Source organism: Streptomyces sp. NPDC050806 (assembly GCF_055586425.1).
Window position 1 is genome coordinate 21,090 of sequence record NZ_JBVJIF010000005.1, and the last position, 21,159, is coordinate 42,248.

The 21,159-nt window shown below is 73.8% G+C and carries 21 protein-coding genes; 10 read left to right on the forward strand and 11 right to left on the reverse strand.

Annotated elements, in window-relative coordinates:
- Positions 1-62: 62 nt before the first annotated feature.
- Positions 63-1,133 (forward strand): glutathione S-transferase family protein, encoded by a 1,071-nt coding sequence (locus ACZ6WH_RS16185; protein WP_469729018.1) that lies wholly within the window; start codon positions 63-65, stop codon positions 1,131-1,133.
- Positions 1,134-1,159: 26 nt separating this feature from the next.
- On the opposite strand, the gene ACZ6WH_RS16190 is transcribed toward ACZ6WH_RS16185, so the two are convergent.
- Positions 1,160-2,812 (reverse strand): amidohydrolase, encoded by a 1,653-nt coding sequence (locus tag ACZ6WH_RS16190; RefSeq protein ID WP_469729020.1) that lies wholly within the window; start codon positions 2,810-2,812, stop codon positions 1,160-1,162.
- Positions 2,813-2,880: 68 nt separating this feature from the next.
- On the reverse strand, positions 2,881-4,386 hold the full coding sequence (locus ACZ6WH_RS16195) for an APC family permease (RefSeq protein ID WP_469729619.1): 1,506 nt from the start codon (positions 4,384-4,386) through the stop codon (positions 2,881-2,883).
- Between the two features lie 246 nt (positions 4,387-4,632).
- Here ACZ6WH_RS16195 and ACZ6WH_RS16200 point away from each other — a divergent pair, with 246 nt between their 5' ends.
- From ACZ6WH_RS16200 to ACZ6WH_RS16210, 3 genes are all read left to right on the forward strand, one after another.
- The gene (locus ACZ6WH_RS16200) at positions 4,633-5,334 is read left to right on the forward strand and encodes a TetR/AcrR family transcriptional regulator (RefSeq protein WP_469729022.1); all 702 of its coding nucleotides are present in this window, start codon (positions 4,633-4,635) and stop codon (positions 5,332-5,334) included.
- A 162-nt stretch (positions 5,335-5,496) separates the two neighbouring features.
- On the forward strand, positions 5,497-5,718 hold the full coding sequence (locus tag ACZ6WH_RS16205) for a hypothetical protein (RefSeq protein ID WP_469729024.1): 222 nt from the start codon (positions 5,497-5,499) through the stop codon (positions 5,716-5,718).
- Positions 5,719-5,824: 106 nt separating this feature from the next.
- A complete protein-coding gene (locus ACZ6WH_RS16210) occupies positions 5,825-6,028 on the forward strand; it encodes a DUF397 domain-containing protein (RefSeq protein ID WP_469729026.1) in 204 nt (67 codons plus the stop codon).
- A 70-nt stretch (positions 6,029-6,098) separates the two neighbouring features.
- Here ACZ6WH_RS16210 and ACZ6WH_RS16215 read toward each other — a convergent pair whose 3' ends face one another.
- The 3 genes from ACZ6WH_RS16215 to ACZ6WH_RS16225 all read right to left on the reverse strand — a co-directional run bounded on the left by ACZ6WH_RS16215 (position 6,099) and on the right by ACZ6WH_RS16225 (position 9,543).
- Positions 6,099-7,046: an alpha/beta hydrolase gene (locus tag ACZ6WH_RS16215; protein ID WP_469729028.1), complete on the reverse strand. Its 948-nt coding sequence runs from the start codon at positions 7,044-7,046 to the stop codon at positions 6,099-6,101.
- A gap of 147 nt (positions 7,047-7,193) precedes the next feature.
- Positions 7,194-7,838 carry a PadR family transcriptional regulator gene (locus ACZ6WH_RS16220; RefSeq protein ID WP_469729030.1) on the reverse strand — a complete coding sequence of 215 codons (645 nt, stop codon included), beginning with the start codon at positions 7,836-7,838 and terminating at the stop codon, positions 7,194-7,196.
- 43 nt (positions 7,839-7,881) lie between these two features.
- Positions 7,882-9,543 carry a FadD3 family acyl-CoA ligase gene (locus tag ACZ6WH_RS16225; RefSeq protein WP_469729620.1) on the reverse strand — a complete coding sequence of 554 codons (1,662 nt, stop codon included), beginning with the start codon at positions 9,541-9,543 and terminating at the stop codon, positions 7,882-7,884.
- 141 nt (positions 9,544-9,684) lie between these two features.
- Here ACZ6WH_RS16225 and ACZ6WH_RS16230 point away from each other — a divergent pair, with 141 nt between their 5' ends.
- Entirely contained in the window at positions 9,685-10,284 is a 600-nt protein-coding gene (locus ACZ6WH_RS16230; RefSeq protein WP_469729032.1) for a PadR family transcriptional regulator, read from the forward strand.
- Between the two features lie 35 nt (positions 10,285-10,319).
- Here ACZ6WH_RS16230 and ACZ6WH_RS16235 read toward each other — a convergent pair whose 3' ends face one another.
- The 4 genes from ACZ6WH_RS16235 to ACZ6WH_RS16250 are packed head-to-tail and all read right to left on the reverse strand — an operon-like array spanning position 10,320 to position 14,456.
- Positions 10,320-11,384, reverse strand: a complete 1,065-nt coding sequence (locus tag ACZ6WH_RS16235; protein WP_469729621.1) for an acyl-CoA dehydrogenase family protein — start codon at positions 11,382-11,384, stop codon at positions 10,320-10,322.
- A 5-nt stretch (positions 11,385-11,389) separates the two neighbouring features.
- Positions 11,390-12,427 carry an acyl-CoA dehydrogenase family protein gene (locus ACZ6WH_RS16240; RefSeq protein ID WP_469729033.1) on the reverse strand — a complete coding sequence of 346 codons (1,038 nt, stop codon included), beginning with the start codon at positions 12,425-12,427 and terminating at the stop codon, positions 11,390-11,392.
- A complete protein-coding gene (locus tag ACZ6WH_RS16245) occupies positions 12,427-13,605 on the reverse strand; it encodes an acyl-CoA dehydrogenase family protein (RefSeq protein WP_469729035.1) in 1,179 nt (392 codons plus the stop codon). Before ACZ6WH_RS16245 ends, ACZ6WH_RS16240 begins: the two co-directional genes overlap by 1 nt.
- The gene (locus ACZ6WH_RS16250; RefSeq protein WP_469729037.1) at positions 13,605-14,456 is read right to left on the reverse strand and encodes an enoyl-CoA hydratase; all 852 of its coding nucleotides are present in this window, start codon (positions 14,454-14,456) and stop codon (positions 13,605-13,607) included. Before ACZ6WH_RS16250 ends, ACZ6WH_RS16245 begins: the two co-directional genes overlap by 1 nt.
- Positions 14,457-14,502: 46 nt before the next feature.
- On the opposite strand from ACZ6WH_RS16250, the gene ACZ6WH_RS16255 reads away from it, so the two are divergent.
- From ACZ6WH_RS16255 to ACZ6WH_RS16270, 4 genes are read left to right on the forward strand one after another with little or no spacing between them, the layout of a single operon-like run.
- Positions 14,503-15,669 (forward strand): acyl-CoA dehydrogenase family protein, encoded by a 1,167-nt coding sequence (locus ACZ6WH_RS16255; protein ID WP_469729039.1) that lies wholly within the window; start codon positions 14,503-14,505, stop codon positions 15,667-15,669.
- Positions 15,666-16,451, forward strand: coding sequence for an SDR family oxidoreductase (locus ACZ6WH_RS16260; protein WP_469729041.1), 786 nt, complete (start codon positions 15,666-15,668; stop codon positions 16,449-16,451). Before ACZ6WH_RS16255 ends, ACZ6WH_RS16260 begins: the two co-directional genes overlap by 4 nt.
- Before the next feature lie 21 nt (positions 16,452-16,472).
- Positions 16,473-17,087, forward strand: coding sequence for a TetR/AcrR family transcriptional regulator (locus tag ACZ6WH_RS16265; RefSeq protein WP_432862339.1), 615 nt, complete (start codon positions 16,473-16,475; stop codon positions 17,085-17,087).
- A 40-nt stretch (positions 17,088-17,127) separates the two neighbouring features.
- On the forward strand, positions 17,128-18,285 hold the full coding sequence (locus ACZ6WH_RS16270) for an acetyl-CoA C-acetyltransferase (protein ID WP_469729043.1): 1,158 nt from the start codon (positions 17,128-17,130) through the stop codon (positions 18,283-18,285).
- 33 nt (positions 18,286-18,318) lie between these two features.
- Here ACZ6WH_RS16270 and ACZ6WH_RS16275 read toward each other — a convergent pair whose 3' ends face one another.
- Entirely contained in the window at positions 18,319-19,182 is an 864-nt protein-coding gene (locus tag ACZ6WH_RS16275; protein ID WP_432862344.1) for a LysR family transcriptional regulator, read from the reverse strand.
- A 69-nt stretch (positions 19,183-19,251) separates the two neighbouring features.
- Between ACZ6WH_RS16275 and ACZ6WH_RS16280 the strand changes: the two genes are divergently transcribed.
- A complete protein-coding gene (locus tag ACZ6WH_RS16280) occupies positions 19,252-20,154 on the forward strand; it encodes an EamA family transporter (protein WP_469729045.1) in 903 nt (300 codons plus the stop codon).
- A 43-nt stretch (positions 20,155-20,197) separates the two neighbouring features.
- Here the strand turns inward: ACZ6WH_RS16280 and ACZ6WH_RS16285 are convergent, their stop codons facing one another.
- Positions 20,198-21,127: a tyrosine-protein phosphatase gene (locus tag ACZ6WH_RS16285; RefSeq protein ID WP_469729047.1), complete on the reverse strand. Its 930-nt coding sequence runs from the start codon at positions 21,125-21,127 to the stop codon at positions 20,198-20,200.
- Positions 21,128-21,159: the final 32 nt, after the last annotated feature.

A 21,159-nucleotide genomic window follows, 5' to 3' on the forward strand; every position in this document is an offset into this window, starting at 1 on the left:
TCATGGCGGGAACCCTCCCTCCAGAAACCGGCCACCCGCACACGGGAAGGAGACGGACCGCGATGACCGCGCACCGTTCCGCCGACGCCAGCACACACCAGGACGACGAAGCACCAGGGAGCGCATCGGACGGCAACACCGAGTACGGCAGGAAGTCCTTCAAGCGGTCCCGGAGCCACTTCGCCGACCGCATCACCGCCGACGGCCGGGACGGCTGGCCCGTCGAGCCCGGCCGCTACCGCCTGGTGGTCAGCCGCGCCTGCCCCTGGGCCAGCCGCGCCCTGGTCTCTCGCCGGCTGCTGGGGCTGGAGGACGCGCTCTCGCTGGCCGTCACCGACCCGATCCAGGACGACCGCAGCTGGCGCTTCACCCTGGACCCGGACGGCCGCGACCCCGTACTGGGCATCCGCTACCTCAGCGAGGCGTACGACGCGCGCGAGACCGGCTACCCCGGCGGCGTCAGCGTGCCCGCGATCGTGGACGTGCCCAGCGGCAAGCTGGTCACCAACGACTTCCAGCAGATCACCCTCGATCTCGCGACCGAGTGGACCGCGCTGCACCGCCCCGGCGCGCCCGACCTCTACCCGGAGCCGCTGCGCGACGAGATCGACGAGGTCATGGACGGCGTCTACCGGGACGTCAACAACGGGGTGTACCGGGCCGGGTTCGCGACCGGGCAGCGCGAGTACGAGGCGGCGTACGAGGACGTCTTCCGCCGCCTGGAGTGGCTGTCGCGGCGGCTCGCCGACCGCCGCTACCTCGTCGGGGACACCCTCACCGAGGCGGACATCCGGCTCTTCACCACGCTGGTGCGGTTCGACGCCGTCTACCACGGCCACTTCAAGTGCAACCGCTACAAGCTGGCCGAGGACCCGGTGCTCCGGGCCTACGTGCGCGACCTCTACCAGACGCCCGGGTTCGGCGACACCGTCGACTTCGACCACATCAAGCGGCACTACTACCAGGTGCACACGGGGATCAACCCGACGCAGGTCGTGCCCCGCGGCCCCGACCTCGCCGGCTGGCTCACCCCGCACCACCGCGAGCAGCTGGGCGGCCGGCCCTTCGGCGACGGCACCCCGCCGGGGCCGGTGCCGCCCGGCGAGGAGGTCCCGCCGGCCGGGCGTCCCTGACGCAGGCCCCTGGTGCGGCGCGGTCCTCAGGCGTCGTCGGCCGCGTGCACGCGGACACCTCCGACGTACGTCTGGAGGACCCGGGTCGCCGCGATCTCCGCCGGATCCTCGAAGGGATCGCGGTCGAGGACGGCGAGGTCGGCGAGGTGGCCGGCGCGGATCGTGCCGGTGTCGTCGAGGTGGTTCACATGGGCGCTGCCGGCGGTGTACGCGGCGAGCGCGGCCCCGAGGTCGAGGCGCTGCTCGGGGAGGAACGCCGGGGCGTCGGGCCCGGCGCCCGGCTGGCGGCGGTGGACGGCGGTGTGCAGCGCGGCCATCGGGTCGGGGCTGCTGACCGGCCAGTCGCTGCCGGCGGCGAGCGTCGCGCCGGAGCGGTGCAGGTCGCCGAAGGGGTACTGCAGGGCGGCCCGCTCCGCGCCCAGGAAGGGGATGGTCAGGTCGTCCATCTGCGGTTCGTGGGCGGCCCAGAGCGCCTGGATGTTGGCGGTGGCGCCGAGCCGGCGGAAGCGCGGCACGTCGTCGGGGTGGACGATCTGCAGGTGCGCGAGGTGCGGCCGGGTGTCGGTCCAGCCGTTGGCCGCACGCGCCGCCGCGACGGCGTCGAGGGATTCCCGGACGGCGCGGTCGCCGAGGGCGTGGAAGTGGACCTGGAAGCCGTGCGCGTCCAGTTCGGTGACGTAACGGCGCAGCGCTTCGGGCTCGATGAACGAGATGCCGCTGTTGTCGGAGGCGCAGCCGCAGGCGGTGAGGTAGGGGTGGAGGAGGGCGGCCGTGTGGTTCTCGGCGATGCCGTCCTGCATGATCTTCACAGTCGTGGCGCGCAGCCGCCCGGCCGTCAACTCCTCGCGCTTCTCCAGGAGTTCGGGGAGCTGCTCGGTGCCGCGGGCCCGGTCCCACCACAGCGAGCCGGTCACCCGGGCGGTCAGCCGGCCGGCGCTGCCGGCGGCCGCGTAGGCGGGGGCCGGGTCGGCCATCCCGGCGTGGTTGCCGAGCAGCGCGTCCTGCCAGGCGGTGATGCCGTACGAGTGCAGCAGCGCCTGCGCCCGCAGCAGGCCCTCGGTGAGCGTGTCGAGGGACGGCTCCGGCACGACGGCCGCGACCAGTGTCATGGCGCCTTCCTGGAGCATTCCGGTGGGGTGCCCGTCGTTCTCCCGCTCCAGGCGTCCGTCCGCCGGGTCGGGAGTCCGGGCGTCGAGCCCGGCGCGTTCCAGCGCGCGGGTGTTGGCCCAGCCGCCGTGGTGGTCGCGGTTGACCAGGTAGACGGGGCGGTCGGGCACCAGCGCGTCGAGGAACTGGCGGGTGGGCGTGCCGCCGGGGAACGCCTCCATGGACCAGCCGCCGCCGGTGATCCACTCGGCGTCCGGGTGCGCGTCGGCGTACGCGCGGATGCGGCGCCGGTAGTCCTCGGCGGTGACCGCGCCGCTCAGGTCGCACTGCCCCAGTTCGACGCCGCCGCCCACCGGGTGGACGTGCGCGTCCTGGAAGCCGGGTATGAGCAGCCGTCCGCGCAGGTTTACGACCTCGGTGCGCGGGCCGATGAGCGCGCGCACCTCGTCGTGGCCGACGGCGACGATGCGTTCGCCGCGTACGGCGACGGTGGTGGCGCGGCTGCGCGCCGGGTCCACGGTGTGCACGGGGCCGCCGGTGAAGACGAGGTCGGCGGGGTGCGAGTGGGGCATGACCGGGCTCCTGGGTCGGTGGGGCGGTGATGTCGTACGGGGGAGAACAGCGGGGGGGGGGCGGGGGATCAGCGGGCAGGTTCGGCCGGTGCCGCGGCGGGTCCGGCCGGTCCGGTTCCGCCCCGGTCCCCGGCCAGGTCGATCGCTTCCGCGTCCGTGCCGCGCCCGGTGAGGAAGTACGGCGAGCGCCGCCCCCACTTGGCCCGCGCCGCGACCACCAGCCCGGAGGCGACGATCAGGCCGGGCACGAGGAGCATGAACCAGCCGTTGTCCGGGCGGGCCTCGAAGTGGTCGCTCATGGTCGCGTAGTGGTGGGCGAGGTAGCCGCCCAGCCCGAAGAGCGTCAGCCCGCTGACGGCGGGGATCACCACGCCGGTCAGCGCGGCGCGCCCGCCGGCGCGCAGGTCGGCGCGGAAGCGCAGCGCGCAGGCCAGTGCGGTCAGGCCGTAGTAGAGGGAGACGACCAGCCCGATCGAGTTGACCGCGGCGAGGATCATTTCGTTCAGCTTGGGGATGCCGAGGGCGAGGACGGCGGCGGCCGCGGCGATGGCCATGATGAGGACCGTACCCACGGCGGGCGTGCCGAAGCGGGGGCTGACCTTCGTCCAGACGCCGCCGAGGGTGCGGTCGCGGCCCATGGCGAGCGCGCCGCGCGCGGTGGGGATGATGCTGGACTGCAAGGAGGCGAAGGCGGAGCACATCAGGGCGGCCAGCGGCAGCGACGCCCAGGGTTCGGGGGCCAGGCGCGCGCCGAGGAAGGTGAGCGCCTGCGGGCCGTTGCGCACCAGCTCGCCGTCGCTCATGACGCGCTGGAAGGAGACGGCGGCGAAGACGAACAGCGCCAGCATCACGGTGAGGGCGATCAGGCCGCCGCGTGCCGCGTCGCCGGCGCTCTTCGTCTCCTCGTTCACGGTGAACGCCGCGTCCCAGCCCCAGTAGACGAAGACGGCGAGGATCAGGCCCTGGGCGAGTGAGGTGGCCGAGCCGATCTCGAACGGGTTCAGCCAGGAGAAGGAGAAGGGCTGGTCGCCGACGGCCAGCCCCCAGGCGCAGAAGGCCAGCAGTACCGCGTACTCGAAGACCAGCAGCCAGAGTTGCAGCCGGGTGGCGGAGCGGACGCCGGTGACGGCGGTGACCGTCACGACGACCAGCGCGACGAGGCCGATGACGGTACTCGTCGCCGTGGAGTTGGGGTTCAGCGCGACGCCGAACACGGCGTGCACGCCCAGCTTGGCGAGAAACTGCAGGATCACCGAGCCGGTGATCGCCCCCGTGTACGCCATGAAGACGACGTTGCCGACCATGACGACCCAGCCGGTGAGGAAGCCCGGCCAGGGGCCGATGGAGCGGCCGACCCAGGTGTAGCCATTGCCGCAGTTGGGCTCGGAGCGGTTGAGGCGGGCGTACGAGAGGGCGATGCCCAGGATCGGCAGGAACGCCAGGGTCAGCAGGGCGGGCGTCTGCCGGCCCGCGTACACGGCGAGGGTGCCCATCCCGATGCCGATGCTGGTGGTCGCGGCGGTGCTGGAGGCGGCGATGGCCACGCCGTCCTTGACGCCGAGCGAGCGGCGCATGCGGGTGCCCGGCGGAGCGGGCGGCACAGCTGAAGGCACGGGGACACGCTCCTTGGGCGGGGGAGGGAGGGGCACCCGGCGACCGGGGCCCGGCGCGGCGGAGCACCGCGTGCGCCGATGAAACAGCCGCCGCCAGTCGTATGTCAATGCTGTTGACGTAAGCTGCCCGCAAGGCGGCGACGAGGGAGGTGATTGACTGGGCCGCGCACCCGGGCACCGCCCGGCTCCGACGACGAAGGGCCGACCGTGGCACCACCCGACCGCGTCACCGCCGAACGCCGGCGCCGGCGCCCCACCAAGAGCGGCGTGGTCCTGTCGGCGGAGATGATCCTCGACAAGGCGCGGGAACTCCTCGACGAACACGGCACCGAGGCCCTCACCATCCGCAGGCTCGGCACCGCCCTCGGCGCCGACCCCAGCGCGGTCTACCGCTACTACCGCGGCGCCGAGGACCTGCTGCTGGCCCTGGGGGACCGGCTCATCGGCGAGGCCCTCGACGCCTTCCGGTCCGACGACCACGGGGACTGGGCCGAAGCCCTGCGGGAATTCGGCCGGTGCGCCTACCGCGCTGCGCTGCGCCACCCGCGCGTGGCCGTCCTCAGCACCTACCGCGTCACCCGCCGCCCCAACGAACAGCGCGCCGTGGAGACGGGCATCGGCCTACTGCGCCGGGCCGGCTTCGACGACGCCACCGCCGTACGCCACTACCACGCCTTCATCGACACCGTGCTGGGCCACGCGGCGCTGGACGCGGCAGTGCTGCGCCTCCCGCCGGACCAACGGGCCGGCGACGCACAGGCCTGGAGCGAGGCATACGCCGACCTGCCCGCCGACGACTACCCCCACCTCCACGCGGTACGCGCCCACCTCCCCACCATGGCGACCCCTGCCGTCGAACACACCATGGACCTGCTCCTGACGGCCCTGCGAGCACAGGCGCCTGCCTAGCCTGCCGACCGAGCCGCGAGTCCGGCTTCACCGGCCGACCAGTTCAGACCATCCCATCAATTCCAGTGTGAGCAGTGGGGGCGCGGATGTGCGGGACGCCATCAGGCGATTCGCCCGAGGAGACATGGCGGACCCCGCCGGTGCCGCCGGCGCTCGGTGGCCATGAGCCCTTCGTGGGGCTGGACGGCGCCACTGGACGTCACCCAGTGGGAGTTCTCCGTCCTCGGCCGCCCGGCGGTGGAGCGGCTGGGCCAGAAGAGCATGAGCTATTCGACGGTACGCCGACACGCGGGGGACAGCGTTCCGTACAGCGGGCTGGCGGAATGCATACGGGCGGCCGATCCTCGCCCGGCGTCCGGGCAGCGGGACACTACGGTCGAGTGACCACCGGGGCTCGCCGCGCGGCGATCGACGTGTCGAGGCAAGCCCAGCTCACACAGCGCCGGCTCCCGCCGGGCCGGCGGCCGATCCAACGTGAAGAGGAGTTGCTGTGGCCAGTGACCGCACCCGGGGCCTCGTCTGGCACAAGTCGAGCCGTTCAGGCTCGCCACAGGGCTGGGACAGCTCCTGTGTGGAGATCGCTCTGGGGCCCGCCGGTGTCGTCCACGTCCGAGATTCCAAGGACACCAGCCGCCCTGGCTTCGTGGTGGGGCCGGGAGCCTGGGAGTTCTTCGTCGGCGGCCTGAAGCGTTGAGCGAACGCGCAAGTCCCGATTGCAGGGGTGAGGCGCACACGCCGCGTAAGGCGGTCCACGAGCCCGCGCGTCAGTCCTTCAGTGCGGCGCGCAGCGCTGAGTACGCCGCGTCGTTCGCCTCGGTGGCGGCGGTGAGGTGGCCCGACATCCCGAAGAAGCCGTGGAAGACGCCGTCGTAGCGCCGGATGTCCACCGGGACGCCGGCCTCTCGCAGGCGCTGTGCGTATGTCTCGCCCTCGTCGCGCAGCGGGTCGTACTCGGCGGTGAGGAGGTGGGCCGGTGGGAGGCCGGTGAGGTCGGGGGCGGCGAGGGGCGAGGCGTAGGGGTGGGCGCCGTCGGCCCGGTCGCCCAGGTACTGCTGCCAGTACCAGCGGAGGTGGTCGGCGGTGACGAAGTAGCCGTGGGCGTTGTCGCGGTAGGACGGGGTGTTCTGCGCGGGGTCGAGCATCGGGTAGACCAGCAGCTGGAAGAGGGGCATCGGGCCGCCGCGGTCGCGGGCCATCAGCGGGAGCACGGCGGCGAGGTTGCCGCCGGCGCTGTCGCCGGCCACGGCGATGCGGGCGGGGTCGCCGCCCAGGTCCGCGGCGTGCGCGGCGGTCCAGCACAGCACCGCGTACGCGTCCTCGGCCGCTGCCGGGAAGCGGTCTTCGGGCGCCCGCCGGTAGTCCACGGAGACGACGAGCGCGCCCGTCGCGTTGGCCATCTCGCGGCACATCCGGTCGTGCGAGTCCAGGTCGCAGATCACGAAGCCGCCGCCGTGGCAGAACACCACCACGGGCAGGGGTACGCCGTCCGCCGCCCGCGGCCAGTACAGGCGTACCGGGACCTCGGGGGCGCCGGCCGGGCCGGGCAGTCGCCGGTCCTCGACGCGCGCGACCGGCACGGGCTCGGCCGGCGGGGCCGGCTGGGCGGCGAGGATGCGGCGTGCCTCGGCGGCGTCGAACACCTCGGTGCCCAGGCGCGGGAAATGCGCCTCGGTCAGTTCGATGATTGCCTTGGCCACGGGATCCAACGGCACGTGCGCTCTCACCTCGTCGTCGCGGTCGAGCCGGAAGCGGTGTCCGGCAGCAGTATTTCGATTAGAAATAGTGCTGATCGAATTGTCAATGCTTCCGGAGTCGCGCCGTGCCGTGTCGTGCCGTGACCAACGCCCTCTCGGCGGGCGTCAGTCCGTCTTCCTGCCGTGCCTGCGCGGGCCCGACCCGGACGCGGGCTCCTCGGCCGCGCGTACCGTCGCCGCCACCTCGTCGAGGTCGCGCAGCGCCGACTCCGCGAACTCCCGCTCCGCTTCGTAGTACTTCTCCGACCACCGCAGGACCAGCTCGGTGTACGCCCAGGACGGCTCCTTGGCCGAGCCCTCGGCCGTGGCGCGGGCCCGGTGCGTCATCTTCTCGGCGTAGGCGCGGTGCTGTTCCAGGATGTCCCGCAGCTGCTCGGGCTCCGTCATGTGGCCGAGCCACAGCCGCAGCATCACCCCGTGCTTGAGCACGGGCGGCTCGACCGGCGCCTCGCTCACCCACCGGGCGGCGGCCTCCTTGCCGCTGGCGGTGATGCTGTACATGCGCTTGCCGCGCACGCCGTCGTCCTGGGACACCGTCCGTGACGTGACGTAACCGTGCTTCTCCAGGCGCTTGAGCTCGCCGTAGACCTGGCTGGCCGACGGGCTCCAGTAGAAGAAGTGCAGGCTCGCGTCGGCCCACTTCTTCAGGTCGTAGCCGGACAGCTCCTCCCCGAAGGAGAGCAGCCCCAGCACCGCCCAGCTGGTGGGCGGCAGTCCGGCGGGGTCGAAGGGTGCGGTGGACTCGGTCACGGGCGCGAGTATAGGACCGATGCCGCAGGTGGGCGGCGGTGCGTCAACCGGAACCGGCCTCGTCCCCCGGCTCCTCCCGGGCCGCCCGGCGCAGTTCGGTCTTCAGGACCTTGCCGCTCGCGTTGCGCGGGAGTTCCGGTACGAGGTGGAAGCGGCGCGGGACCTTGAAGTTGGCGAGCCGCTCGCGGGCCCAGGCCGTGAGCGCCTCCGGGGCTGGCGGTCGCTGCGCGGGATCGGGGACGACGAAGGCGACGCCGACCTCGCCCAGCCGCTCGTCAGGCGCCCCGACGACGGCGGCCTCGGCGATGCCGGGATGGGTGCCGAGGACGTTCTCCACCTCCGCCGGGTAGGCGTTGAAGCCCCCGACGACGTACATGTCCTTGAGCCGGTCGGTGAGGGTCAGGTAGCCACGCGCGTCCAGCACGCCGACATCGCCGGTGTGCAGCCAGCCGTCGGCGTCGACGGCGCGCGCGGTGGCCTCCGGGTCGTCGAGGTAGCCGGCCATGACGTGGTAGCCGCGGGTGACGACCTCGCCGGGCCGGCCCGGCGGCAGCGCCTGTCCGTCCGGGGCGACGACCCGCAGCTCGGTGCCGGGGAGCGCGACGCCGACCGTCCGGGCCACCGTCGCGGCGTCGGCGTCGGCGGGACAGATCGAGGCCACCCCGGTCGACTCGCTGAGCCCGTACGCGGTGAACACGTCCGTGGCGCCCAGGTCCCGGCGGATCTCCTCGATCAGCGTGGTGGGGATCATGGCGGCGCCGGTACCGGCCAGCCGCAGCGCCGACAGGTCGTACCGGTCGCGCTCGGGGTGCCGTACGAGGCTGTGGAAGACGGTCGGCGGGCCGAGCAGCACGCTCACCCGCTCCGCCGCCATCCGGCGCAGGACGCGGCCGGTGTCGAAGACCGGCTCGGGGAGCATCGTCACGCCCCGCAGCAGGCAGCCGAGCACCCCCGCCTTGTAACCCATCGTGTGGAAGAAGGGGTTGACCAGCAGATAGCGGTCGCCGGGGCGGAGCGTCACGGTGCGGGACCAGGTCTCGTAGACCCGGACGGTCTGCCCGTGCGTGATCATCACGCCCTTGGGCCGGCCCGTCGTGCCGGAGGTGTAGAGGATGTCGGAGAGGTCGCCGGGGCGTACGGCGGCGGTGCGCGCGGCCCGTTCGGCGTCCGGTACCGCCGTGCCCGCGGTGAGGTAGGCGTCCCACGGCAACGCGCCGTACGCCGGACCGGTGGGCGCGGCGGCCTCGCGCAGCACGACGGTGTGCCGCAGCGCGCCGAGGTCCGCGCCCGAGCCGTGCAGCATCGCCACGTAGTCCGTACCGAGGAAGTCGCGCTCGGTGAAGAGGAGTCGGGCACCGCTGCGGCGGATGATGTCGGCGGCCTCGGCCGCCTTGTAGCGGGTGTTCACCGGCACCAGCACGGCACCCGCCGCGACCGCGCCGAGCGCCGCCACGATCCACTGCCGGCTGTTCGGCGCCCAGACGGCCACCCGGTCGCCGGGCGTCACACCGTGGGCCATGGCGGCCCGCGCGGCCGTGTGCACCTCGTCCCGCAGCCGCGTGAAGCTCCACCGCACCTCGCCGTCCGCCAGCGCCTCGGCCGCGCCGAAGGCGTCCGCCGCACGGTCCACCAGCCGCGCGACCGTGCCGGGCCCTGCCGGGTCCGGCTGCTGTCCTCGGGGGCTGTCCGCCTCGACCTCGATCACGCTCACGCCCTCCCGCTCCGCCGCGTTCCGCGGCGTCCGCCGCTGTCGTGCGGGCCATCACACACGGCGCCCGCCGGGAGTGGCTACCGCGAAGTCCCGTCCAGTGGGAGAAGCGGGACGGCCGCTCCCTAGACTGCCGGGGTGGCGGAAGAGCGAGACGACGGTGCGGCGCGGCGGCTCCCGGCGACGAGCTGGGCAGTGCTCGGACTGCTCTCCTTCGGCGAGGAGCTGTCCGGCTACGACCTGAAGAACTGGTCGGACTGGTCGCTGGGGTTCTTCTACTGGAGCCCGTCGTACAGCCAGATCTACGGTGAGCTCAAGCGGCTGGAGAAGGCCGGTTACGCGGCCTCGCGGACGGTGGTGCCGGAGAACGGCGGGCGCGGCAAGCGCGTCTACCGCATCACGGCGGAGGGCAGCGCGGCGGTCAGCGCCTGGACGCGGGAGGCACCGGTCGAACCGCCCGTACTGAAGCACGGCGTCATGCTGCGCCTCTGGCTCGGGCATCTGACGGGCCCGGACCGGATGCGCGACGTGCTCGGCCGGCACGAGGAGTACGCGGAGACCATGCGGCGGCGGGCCGCGGCGGACGCCGAGGGCGCCGGCACCGAGGACGCCTGGGCCTACACCGCGCTCACCCTGAAATGGGCCGAGCGGTACTACGCCGCGGAGCGCGACCGGACCGCCGCGATGCTCGCCGACCTGGCGGAGCTGCGGGAGCGGGAGGAGGGCGGCGGGCCGTGAACCGTCTCCCTCTCCGCCGCTGTCAGCGATCAACGTCACAGTCCCAGTTCGGCGGCGAGCCGGGCGCGGTGCTCGGCCGGCGGGCCGAAGAGCTGTCCGGTGGCGTGCGCGCGCTTGAAGTACCGGTGCGCTTCGTGTTCCCAGGTGATGCCGATGCCGCCGTGCAGCTGGATCATCTCGGCCGCCACCGCCGAGAACGCCTCCGAGCAGACCGACTTCGCGACGGCCGCTGCCCGGCCGGCTTCCGGCGCCCCCGCGTCCGCCGCGAACGCCGCCCCCAGCGCGGCCGACCGCGCCGACTCCACCAGCACGTACGCGTCCGCCAGCCGGTGCTTGACCGCCTGGAAGGAGCCGATGGGACGGCCGAACTGCACGCGGTCCTCGGCGTGTGCGACGGTCAGTTCCAGGCAGCGCTCGGCCGCGCCGACCTGCTCGGCGGCCAGCGCAGTACAGGCCGCGTCCCGTACCTGCCGCAGGACCCGCTCACCGTCGTCCGCCGCGCCGAGCAGCCGCCCCCGCGCACCGTCGAGGACCACGCGCGCCAGCGCCCGCGTCTGATCCATCGTCACCGCTGCCTCGCGCAGCACGCCCGCGCCGTCCGCCGCCACCTCGAAGAGCGACACCCCGGCTTCGGTACGCGCCGCCACGAGCAGCACCTCGGCCGCGGCGCCGTCCAGCACGTACTCCTTGGTCCCGGTGAGGGCCCACGCCCCGTCCGGCCCCCGCTCGGCCCGTGCCCGGACCGCCGCCGGGTCCCAGGACCCCCGCTCGGCCCACGCCAGCGCCCCGACGGCCCGGCCCTCGTCCAGCCGCGGCAGCAGCTCCTTGCAGGCCGCCCGGTCGCCGGAGGCCAGCAGGGCCTGGACGGTGAGCACCGCCGACCCGAGGTACGGCACGGGGGACAGCGCCCGGCCCAGCTCGGCCATGACGACGTGGACCTCGCGCGCCCCGTACCCGGCCCCGCCGTACTCCTCGGGAACGGCGAGCCCCGCGACGCCGATCTGCGCCGTCAGCGGGCGCCAGGCCGCCGCGCCCTCGTGGCGCGCGAGCAGTGCCCGCACCGCGGACCGCAGCTCCTCCTGCTCCTCGGTCAGGGTCAGTTCCCTCATGCCCCGGCCCCTTCCGGCGCGTGCGTCGGCGCGGCGGCCGCGGCGGCGAGGACCCGGGCGCGGCAGGCGGCGGGGGTGCCCCAGGCCGAGCGCAGGGCCCTGGCCTTGCGGATCCAGAGGGAGAGGTCGAGTTCCTCGGTGTAGCCGACCGCGCCGTGCAGCTGGAGGGCGGTGCGGGCCGCGGCGTACGCGGCTTCGCAGGCGGTGACCTTCGCCGCGGGCACGTCCGCCGGATCGCCGGCGGCCATGCCCAGTGCCGCTCCGTACAGCAGGGGCTCGGCGAACTCCACGTCGGTCAGCGTGTCCGCCAGCCGGTGCTTCACCGCCTGGAACGACCCGACGGCGACCCCGAACTGGGTCCGCTGCCGGACGTGGGCGACGGTGCGCACCAGCAGCGCACGGGCCAGGCCCAGCGCCTGCGCCGCCGTGGCGAGCGCGGCGACGTCGGCGGCGTACGCGGCCGCCGCGGCCACCTCGGGCCCGTGCGCCAGGACGGTCCCGCCGGCCGGCTCGGCCAGCCGGCGCGCCGGATCGGCGGACTGCTGGACGGGCCCCGTCGTCCCGGCCTGCCGCACGGTCTCCCCGGACACGGCGAGCACCAGGTCAGCGGCGTCGGCGTCCAGCGCGTACGGGCCGCCGCCGATGCCGCCGGCGGGGGAGAGCAGGCAGAACGAGGCGACGGTCGCGCCCGAGGCGATGCCGGGCAGCAGCTCCGCTGCCGTCGGCTCGTCGCCCAGCCGGTCCAGGAAGGCCGCCGCCGCTACCGTCTCCACGACCGGACCGGGCACCGCATGACGGCCCAACTCCGTGAAAGACACGGCAAGTTCGACCGGTAGAGGGCCCACGCCGCCGTGCTTCTCCGGTACGGCGAGGGCGAAGACACCGGCGTCGGCGAGCCGGGACCACAGCGCGCGGCCGGGACCGGTGTCCCCGGCCGACCAGGCCCGGACCACCGCGGGCGTGCCGGCCGCCGTGAGCAGGGCGTCCAGGGAACGGGCGAAGTCCCGCTGCGCTTCGTCGAGGAGGAACCGCATCACCGGCGTCCTTTCGGCAGACCGAGCAGCCGCTCGGCGATGATGTCGCGCTGGATCTCGTTGGTGCCGGCGTAGACCGGCCCGGCGAGGGAGAAGGTGTAGCCCTCGGCCCAGCCGCCGTGCGCGGGCGCGTCCGCCGCGGTGTCGGCCAGTTCGCCGTACGGGCCGAGCAGGTCGAGCGCCGTTTCGTGCAGCGCGATGTCGTACTCGGACCAGAAGATTTTGTTCAGGCTGGACTCCGCCCCCAGATCTCCTCCGGCCGCGATGCGGGACGCGTTGCGGTACGTGAAGAGCTGGTAGGCGCGGGCGCCGATCACCGCGTCGGCCACCCGGTCGCGGAGCGCGGTGTCGGCCGGGCCGGCCCGCTCGCGCCACAGCGCCACCAGCCGGTCGGCCGCCGCGCTGAAGCGGCCCGGACTGCGCAGCGTCAGCCCGCGCTCGTTGCCCGCGGTGCTCATCGCCACCCGCCAGCCCTGCCCCGGCTCCCCGATCACGTCCGCGTCCGGCACGAACACCTCGTCGAGGAAGAGTTCGGCGAAGGCCGGCTTGCCGTCGAGCCGTCCGATGGGGCGCACGGTCACCCCGGGTGCGTCCAGCGGGAACATCAGGTACGTCAGTCCTCGGTGCGGCTTGCCCGCGGCGGCGCCGGACGGGTCGCTGCGGAAGAGGCCGAAGGCCCGGTCGGCGAAGGCGGCCCGGGACGACCAGGTCTTCTGTCCGCCGATCAGCCACCCCCCGTCGGTCCGCACCGCCGTCGAGCGCAGCGACGCCAGGTCCGAGCCCGCCTCCGGCTCGGACCACGCCTGGGCCCAGACGGTCTCGCCGCTCGCCATGGCGGGCAGCACGCGCGCCAGCTGCTCGGGTGTCCCGTGCGCGAAGAGCGTCGGGGCCAGCAGGTTGATGCCGTTCTGGGCGACCCGGCCGGGCGCCCCGGCGGCGTAGTACTCCTCCTCGAAGAGCAGCCAGCGCAGCAGGGACGCGCCCCGGCCGCCGTACTCCTCGGGCCAGGAGACCACCGACCAGCGCCCGTCGGACAGTTCGCGCTCCCACTCCCGGTGGGCGGCGAAGCCCTCCGCCGTCTCCAGGGAGGGCAGCGGGGTGCGCGGCACGTGCGCGGCGAGCCAGGCGCGGGCCTCCGCGCGGAAGGCCTCGTCCGCGGGGGAGAGGTCCAGGTCCATCAGGAGGACGCCTCCTTCATGCCCCGGATGTCCATGCCGCCGAGGGAGTCCCGCGCGGTCTCGGCGTTGTGCGCGTGGGCGAGGTGGTGCAGGCCGAAGACGGAGTCGAGGCCGGTGTGCAGGCCCTGGAGGTCCTCCGCCTGGTTGACCGCGCGCTTGGTGAGGGCGAGCCCCATCCGTGGCATCTCGGCGATCCGACGGGCCAACTGCTGTGTGGTGCCGGCCAGTTCCTCGCGCGGCACGACGCGGTTGATCATGCCGATCTCGTAGGCGCGCTGTGCCGTCATCCGGTCGCCGGTGTAGAGGAATTCCTTGGCGATGCGGGGTGGCATGACCCAGGGGTGGGCGAAGTACTCCACGCCCGGTATGCCCATGCGGACCACGGGATCGGCGAAGAAGGCGTCCTCGGAGGCCACGATCAGGTCGCAGATCCAGGCGAGCATCAGGCCGCCGGCCACGCAGGCGCCCTGCACGCTCGCGATCACCGGCTTGGGCAGTTCGCGCCAGCGGCGGCACATCCCGAGGTAGACCTCGGACTCGCGGGCGAAGCGGCTCTCCGCGCCCTCCTTGTCGCTGTGGTCCCACCACAGGCCGGCCTTGCGGTCGAAGGGCAGGTGCGCGTCGCGCTCGGGGGTGCCGATGTCGTGGCCGGCGGAGAAGTGCTTGCCGTCGCCCGCGAGGACCACGGCCTTGACCTCGTCGTCGTCGGCCGCGCGGTAGAAGGCGCGGTCCAGGGCGTACGTCATCGCGGAGTTCTGGGCGTTGCGGTAGGCGGGGCGGTTCATGGTGACCGTCGCCACCGGTCCCTGCCGCTCGTAGCGTACGGGCTCGTCGTCGGGCACAGCGGGCATCTGCGACTCCTTCCCTAACAAGTGTTTGGTAGGTTAACTTAGCGGCATGAGCAGCGTCGAGGAGTTCCGCACCGAGGTCCGCTCCTGGCTGCGGGCCCACCTCACCGGCGAGTTCGCGGACCTGCGCGGCCGCGGCGGCCCGGGGAGGGAACACGAGGCCTTCGCCGAACGCCTCGCCTGGGAACGGCACATGGCGGCCGAGGGCTGGACCTGCGTCGGCTGGCCCGAGGAGTACGGCGGCCGCGGCGCGACCCTCGCCCAACAGGTCGCCTTCCACGAGGAGTACGCCCTCGCCGACGCCCCCGCACGCGTCAACCACATCGGCGAGCAGCTGCTCGGCCCCACCCTCATCGCCTTCGGCACCCCCGCGCAGCGGGACCGCTTCCTCCCGCGGATCGTCTCGGCCGAGGAGCTGTGGTGCCAGGGCTACAGCGAGCCGGACGCCGGCTCGGACCTGGCCAACGTACGGACCCGGGCCGAGCGGGACGACAAGGGCTGGGTCGTCACCGGGCAGAAGATCTGGACCTCGCTCGCGCACGAGTCCGACTGGTGCTTCGTCCTCGCCCGCACCGAGCCCGGCTCGACCCGCCACCACGGCCTGTCGTACCTGCTGGTGCCGCTCGACCAGCCCGGCGTCGAGGTCCGGCCCATCACCCAGCTCACCGGCACCTCGGAGTTCAACGAGGTCTTCTTCGACGGGGCGCGCACGGACGCCGCGCACCTCGTCGGCGCGCCGGGCGACGGCTGGCGCGTCGCCATGGCCACCCTCGGCTTCGAACGCGGCGTCTCCACCCTCGGCCAGCAGGTCGGCTTCCGCCGCGAACTGACGGCCGTCACCGAACTGGCCAAGGCCAACGGCGCCGCCGCCGACCCGCTGATCCGCGACCGGATCGCCCGTGCCTGGACCGGACTGGAGACCATCCGCTGCAACGCCCTGCGGATGCTCGACGGCGTCGCTGCCGGGGCGCCCGGACCCGAGGCCTCCATCGGCAAGATCTTCTGGGCGACCTGGCACCGGGAGCTGGGCGAACTCGCCATGGACATCTGCGGCGCCGACGGCATGCTCGCGGCCGGGGAACCGTACGACCTCACCGACTGGCAGCGGCTGTTCCTCTTCTCCCGCGCCGACACCCTCTACGCCGGCTCCAACGAGATCCAGCGCAACGTCATCGCCGAGCGCGTCCTCGGCCTGCCCAAGGAGGCACGCCCGTGACCCCGCCGCCCCCGTACGTCCCCGGCCACGCACTCCTCGCCGGCCGCACCGCCGTGGTCACCGCCGCGGCGGGTGCGGGCATCGGCGGCGCCACGGCCCGCCGCCTCCTGGAGGAAGGCGCCAGTGTCGTCGTCTCCGACGCGCACGCCCGCCGGCTCAAGGAATCCGAGGCGGCGCTCGCCGCGGAGTTCGGCGCGGACCGGGTCGCCGCGCTGCCCTGCGACGTCACCGACGAGGACCAGGTCACCGCGCTCCTCGACCTCGCCGAGGAACGCCACGGCCGCCTCGACATCGTGGTGAACAACGCCGGGCTCGGCGGCACCGCCGACCTGGTCGACATGGCCGACGAGCAGTGGGACCGCGTCCTCGACGTCACCCTCAACGGCACCTTCCGCTGCACCCGCGCCGCGCTGCGCCGTATGAAGGCCGCCGGACAGGGCGGTGCCGTCGTCAACAACGCCTCGGTCGTCGGCTGGCGCGCCCAGCGCGGCCAGGCCCACTACGCCGCCGCCAAGGCGGGCGTGATGGCGCTGACCCGCTGCGCCGCGGTGGAGGCGGCCGAGTACGGCGTCCGGGTCAACGCCGTGTCGCCGAGCCTGGCCATGCACCCGCACCTGGCGAAGGTCACCACCCCCGAACTGCTGGCGGAGCTGACCGAGCGGGAGGCGTTCGGACGGTACGCGGAGCCCTGGGAGGTCGCCAACGTGATCGTCTTCCTGGCCAGCGACTACGCGTCGTACATGACCGGCGAGGTCGTGCCGGTCAGCAGCCAGCGCGCGTGAGGGGCGGGCGACAATGGTGCGGTGCCAACCGCCAAGAAGAAGTCGAACGTGAGCCCGTCCCCCGAGCGCCGCCGCGAGCTGCTGGAAACGGCCGCCGAGGTGTTCGCCGAGCAGGGTTACAACGCCACCACCGTACGGAAGATCGCGGACGCGGCCGGCATGCTGGCCGGCAGCCTCTACTACCACTTCGATTCCAAGGAATCGATGCTGGACGAGATCCTCGCCACCTTCCTGGACGAGCTGTGGACCGGCTACGACACCGTGCTCGACGCCGGCCTCGGCCCCCGGGAAACCATCGAGGCCCTGGTCACCGAGTCCTTCCGGGAGATCGACCGGCACCGCGCCGCGGTCGCCATCTACCAGAAGGAGGCCCGGGCCCTCGCCGCGCAGCCGCGCTTCTCCTACCTCGCCGATTCGCAGGTGAAGTTCGAGAAGGCGTGGCTGGGCACGCTGGAGCGCGGGGTGGCCGCCGGAGTGTTCCGCGCCGACCTCGACATCCGGCTCACCTACCGCTTCATCCGCGACACCGTCTGGGTCGCGGTGAGCTGGTACCGCCCGGGCGGACAGCACAGCCCGGAGGAGATCGCCCGCCAGTACCTGTCCATGGTCCTGGACGGCGTCGCCGTACGCACGTAACCCCCACGCGCCCCTGTGAACCGACCGAGGAGCAGCAGCCATGGCCGAGGCCTACATCATCGACGCGATACGCACGCCCGTCGGACGGCGGAACGGCGGGCTCGCCGCCGTCCACCCGGCCGACCTCGGGGCCCATGTGCTCAAGGACCTCATGACGCGCACCGGCATTGACCCCGCCGCCGTCGAGGACGTCGTTTTCGGCTGCCTGGACACCGTCGGGCCGCAGGCCGGTGACATCGCCCGCACGTGCTGGCTGGCCGCCGGGCTTCCCGAAGAGGTGCCCGGCGTCACCGTCGACCGGCAGTGCGGTTCCTCGCAGCAGGCGATCCACTTCGCCGCGCAGGGGGTGCTCTCCGGCACGCAGGACCTGGTCGTCGCGGGCGGCACGCAGAACATGTCGATGATCCCGATCGCCTTCGCCGGCCGGCAGGCCGCCGAGCCGCTCGGGCTGACCGCAGGGCCGTACGCGGGCAGTGAGGGCTGGCGGGCCCGCTACGGCGACGCGCCGGTCAACCAGTTCCACGGCGCCGAACTGATCGCGGAGAAGTGGGGCATCACCCGCGAGGCCATGGAGGAGTTCGCGTACCGCTCCCACCAGCGGGCCGTCCGCGCCATCGACGAGGGCCGCTTCGAGCGCGAACTCGTCCCGTACGGGACCGTCACCGCCGACGAAGGGCCGCGCCGGGACACCTCACTGGAGAAGATGGCCGGGCTCAAGCCGGTGGTCGAGGACGGCCGGCTGACCGCGGCCGTCTCCTCGCAGGTCTCCGACGGCGCCTCGGCGATGCTGCTGGCCTCCGAACGGGCCGTACGGGAGCACGGCCTGACCCCGCGCGCCCGCGTCCACCACCTCTCCGTACGGGGCGAGGACCCGATCCGGATGCTCTCCGCGCCGATCCCGGCCACCGCACACGCCCTGAAGAAGACCGGTCTGACCATCGACGACATCGACCTGGTCGAGATCAACGAGGCGTTCGCGCCGGTCGTACTGGCGTGGCTGAAGGAGACCGGCGCCGACCCGGAGAAGGTCAACGTCAACGGCGGCGCCATCGCCCTCGGCCACCCCCTCGGCGCCACCGGCACCAAGCTCATGACCACCCTCCTCCACGAACTGGAGCGCACCGGCGGCCGCTACGGCCTCCAGACCATGTGCGAGGGCGGCGGCCAGGCCAACGTGACCGTGATCGAGCGGCTCTGACCCGGGCCGGGGGGCGAGGGCACGCGTGCGGCCTCAGCCCTCTGCGGACGCCACGACCTCGCGGGCCAGCGCCAGCAGGTCCGGGATGGCCGGATGGCCCGGGCCTTCGCGGCGCGCGAAGACGACGGGGACCGGCGGGACGTCCGCGAGCGGGCGGTAGATCACCGACGGATGGGTGTGGTTGCGCGGGGTGGCTGTCGTGGAGATCCCCACGGCACGGCCCGCGGCGATCGCCACGAGCCACTCGTCGGTGTTGCTCACCTCGATGGTCCCCACCGGGCGGGCCGTCGGCGGCCACATGTCCAGCGTGGTGGTGCCGGAAACGGTGTTGAGGGCGACCGGATGACGGGCGAGATCCGCCAGGGTGACCCGGGCGAGCCCCGCCAGCGGACTGTCGGACGGCATGACCACCACCCGCTCCTCCCACAGCAGCAGCTCCGTGACGAGCCCGGGAGCGGTGACGGCGCCGCGCAGCACGGCCGCGTCCACCCTGCCCTGGGTGAGACCGGCCGTGCGCTCGTCGATACGGCGCAGCTCCAGCGGGACGTCCGGATGCGTCTCGTCCCAGCGGCGCAGCAGCGGGACGGTGTGGTCGCCGAACGCCGCCCAGGTGTGGCCGACCCGCAGCGGCCAGGACGTCAGTCCCCGGGGATCGAGCGCCGCGTCGACCGCGGCGAGCGCCGCTGCGGTCTTGTCGCGGAACGTACGCCCCGCCGGAGTCAGTTCCAGGTGGTGCGTGGAGCGGTCCACGAGGCGGCTGCCCAGGTGCTCCTCCAGCCGCCGCAGGGTGCGGGAGAGCGCGGGCTGGCCCAGATGGAGGCGGGCGGCGGCCCGGGTGATGTTGCCCTCCTCGGCGATGGCGAGGAAGGCGCGCAGGTGCCGCAGCTCAATGGTCATTACACAGGAGCATAACCACTGGGGAATCGGCATTTCACGCGCGGCGGCCAGGCTCCTAGCGTGAAGGCCATGTCCTCCACGGCACGCACCTCTTCCGCGACGACCACCGCGCCCGGTCATGTACGCGGGGCTCCCGGGCGCGGCAGCCTCGCCGGCGTCGGCCTGGTGCTGGTCGGGACGCTGTCCGTCCAGTTCGGGTCGGCCGTCGCCGCGCTGCTGTTCCCCCGGGCCGGTGCGCTCGGCACGGTCGCCCTGCGCATCGCGCTCGCCGCCGTGCTCCTCCTGCTCGTCACCCGGCCCCGGCTGCGCGGCCACAAGCGCGCCGACTGGGCCGTCGTCGTCGGCTACGGCCTGGCGCTCGGCGGCATGAACATCCTCTTCTACCAGGCGCTCGCCCGGATCCCGCTGGGCGCGGCGGTCACCCTCGAAGTGCTCGGACCGCTGCTGCTGTCCGTCGTCGCCTCGCGCCGCGTCGCCGGGCTGCTGTGGGCCGGACTCGCGCTCGCCGGGGTCTACCTGCTGAGCGACGGCGGCTTCCACGGGCTCGCCCCCTCGGGCGTGGCCTTCGCGCTGGCCGCCGGGGCGCTGTGGGCGGCGTACATCGTGCTCAACGCCCGCGCCGGCGCCCGCTTCCCGCGGCTGGACGGCCTGGCCATCGCCATGACCGTCGCCGCGCTGGTAGCCCTGCCGCTGGGCATCGGCGCCTCGGGCGGGAAGCTGCTGGACCCGGCGGTCCTCGGCATGGGCGTGGTGATCGCGGTGATGAGCTCGGGCGTGCCCTACGCCCTGGAGCTGCTCGCCCTGCGCCGGCTGCCCGCCGCCACGTTCGCGGTGCTCACCAGCCTGGCGCCGGCCGTCGGGGCGGCGGCCGGCTACTTCGTACTGGACCAGGGGCTGACGCTGCCGCAGTGCGCCGCGATCGGGATGGTGGTCGCGGCGAGTGCGGGAGCGGTACGCACGGGCCGGCGCTGAGCCCTCGGCCGCGCGGTTCGGTCCACGCTCTCGGCCGCGTGGTTCAGTCCACCAGGCGGGAGCGGAGCCGCGCCAGGGTCCGGGAGTCCAGGTCCAGCCCCTCGGTGAGGTAGCCGTCGAGGCCGCCGTAGTCCCGCCGGGCCTGGTCGACGGCGGCCCGGAGGTAGTCCTCGCGGACGGCCAGCAGCGGGGTGAGCAGGTCCGCGTCCCGCATCCGCCCGCTCTTCTCCAGCCCCGCGCGGGTCCGGCGGTCGGCCGCGGCCCGCAGGTCGTTGGAGAGGAGGTAGTCACCGGTCGCGGTGGCGTCCGGTACGCCGACCGCGCGGAGCAGTACGTAGCTCAGCCAGCCGGTGCGGTCCTTGCCGGCGGTGCAGTGGAAGAGCAGCGGGGTGCCCCTGCCGTCCGCGAGGTCGCGCACGGTCGCCGCGAACTGGCGGCGGCTCTGCGCGTCGGTGACGAACGACCGGTACGTGGCGCGCATCAGCCGCTCCGCCCGGCCGCCCCCGAGCAGCCTCCGCTGTGTGTCCGGGTCCTTGCTGCCCAGTGCCTCGTTGGTCGTGTCGTTCAGCCGGCGGTCCGGCACCGGCCGGGAGATCAGCTTCAGGCCGCGTGGCAGCCGGTCGGCGCCGTCGCGCGCGGTCTCCGCGGGGACGCGCAGGTCCACGACGGTGCGCAGGCCCAGGCCGGTGAGTTTTCTGCCGTCCGCGGGGGTCAGCTTTCCTAGCCCGTCGGCCCGGAACACCCGGCCGTACCGGACGTGCCGGCCGTCGCGGGTGCGGTAGCCGCCGAGGTCGCGCACGTTGACCGCGCCCCGCAGCTCGACGCGGTGGACGGTGCCGGCGGCCGGGCCGGGGGACGTGGCCGGGGAGGCGGCGGACCGCTCGGGGGCCGGGTCCGCCGCGCAGGCGGGGAGGAAGCCGAGGGCGGCGGTGAGCAGCGCTGCCGCCGTACGGCGGAGGTGAGTGGCGCGCATGGGTCACTCCAAGGGGGAGAGGGGGTGTCCGG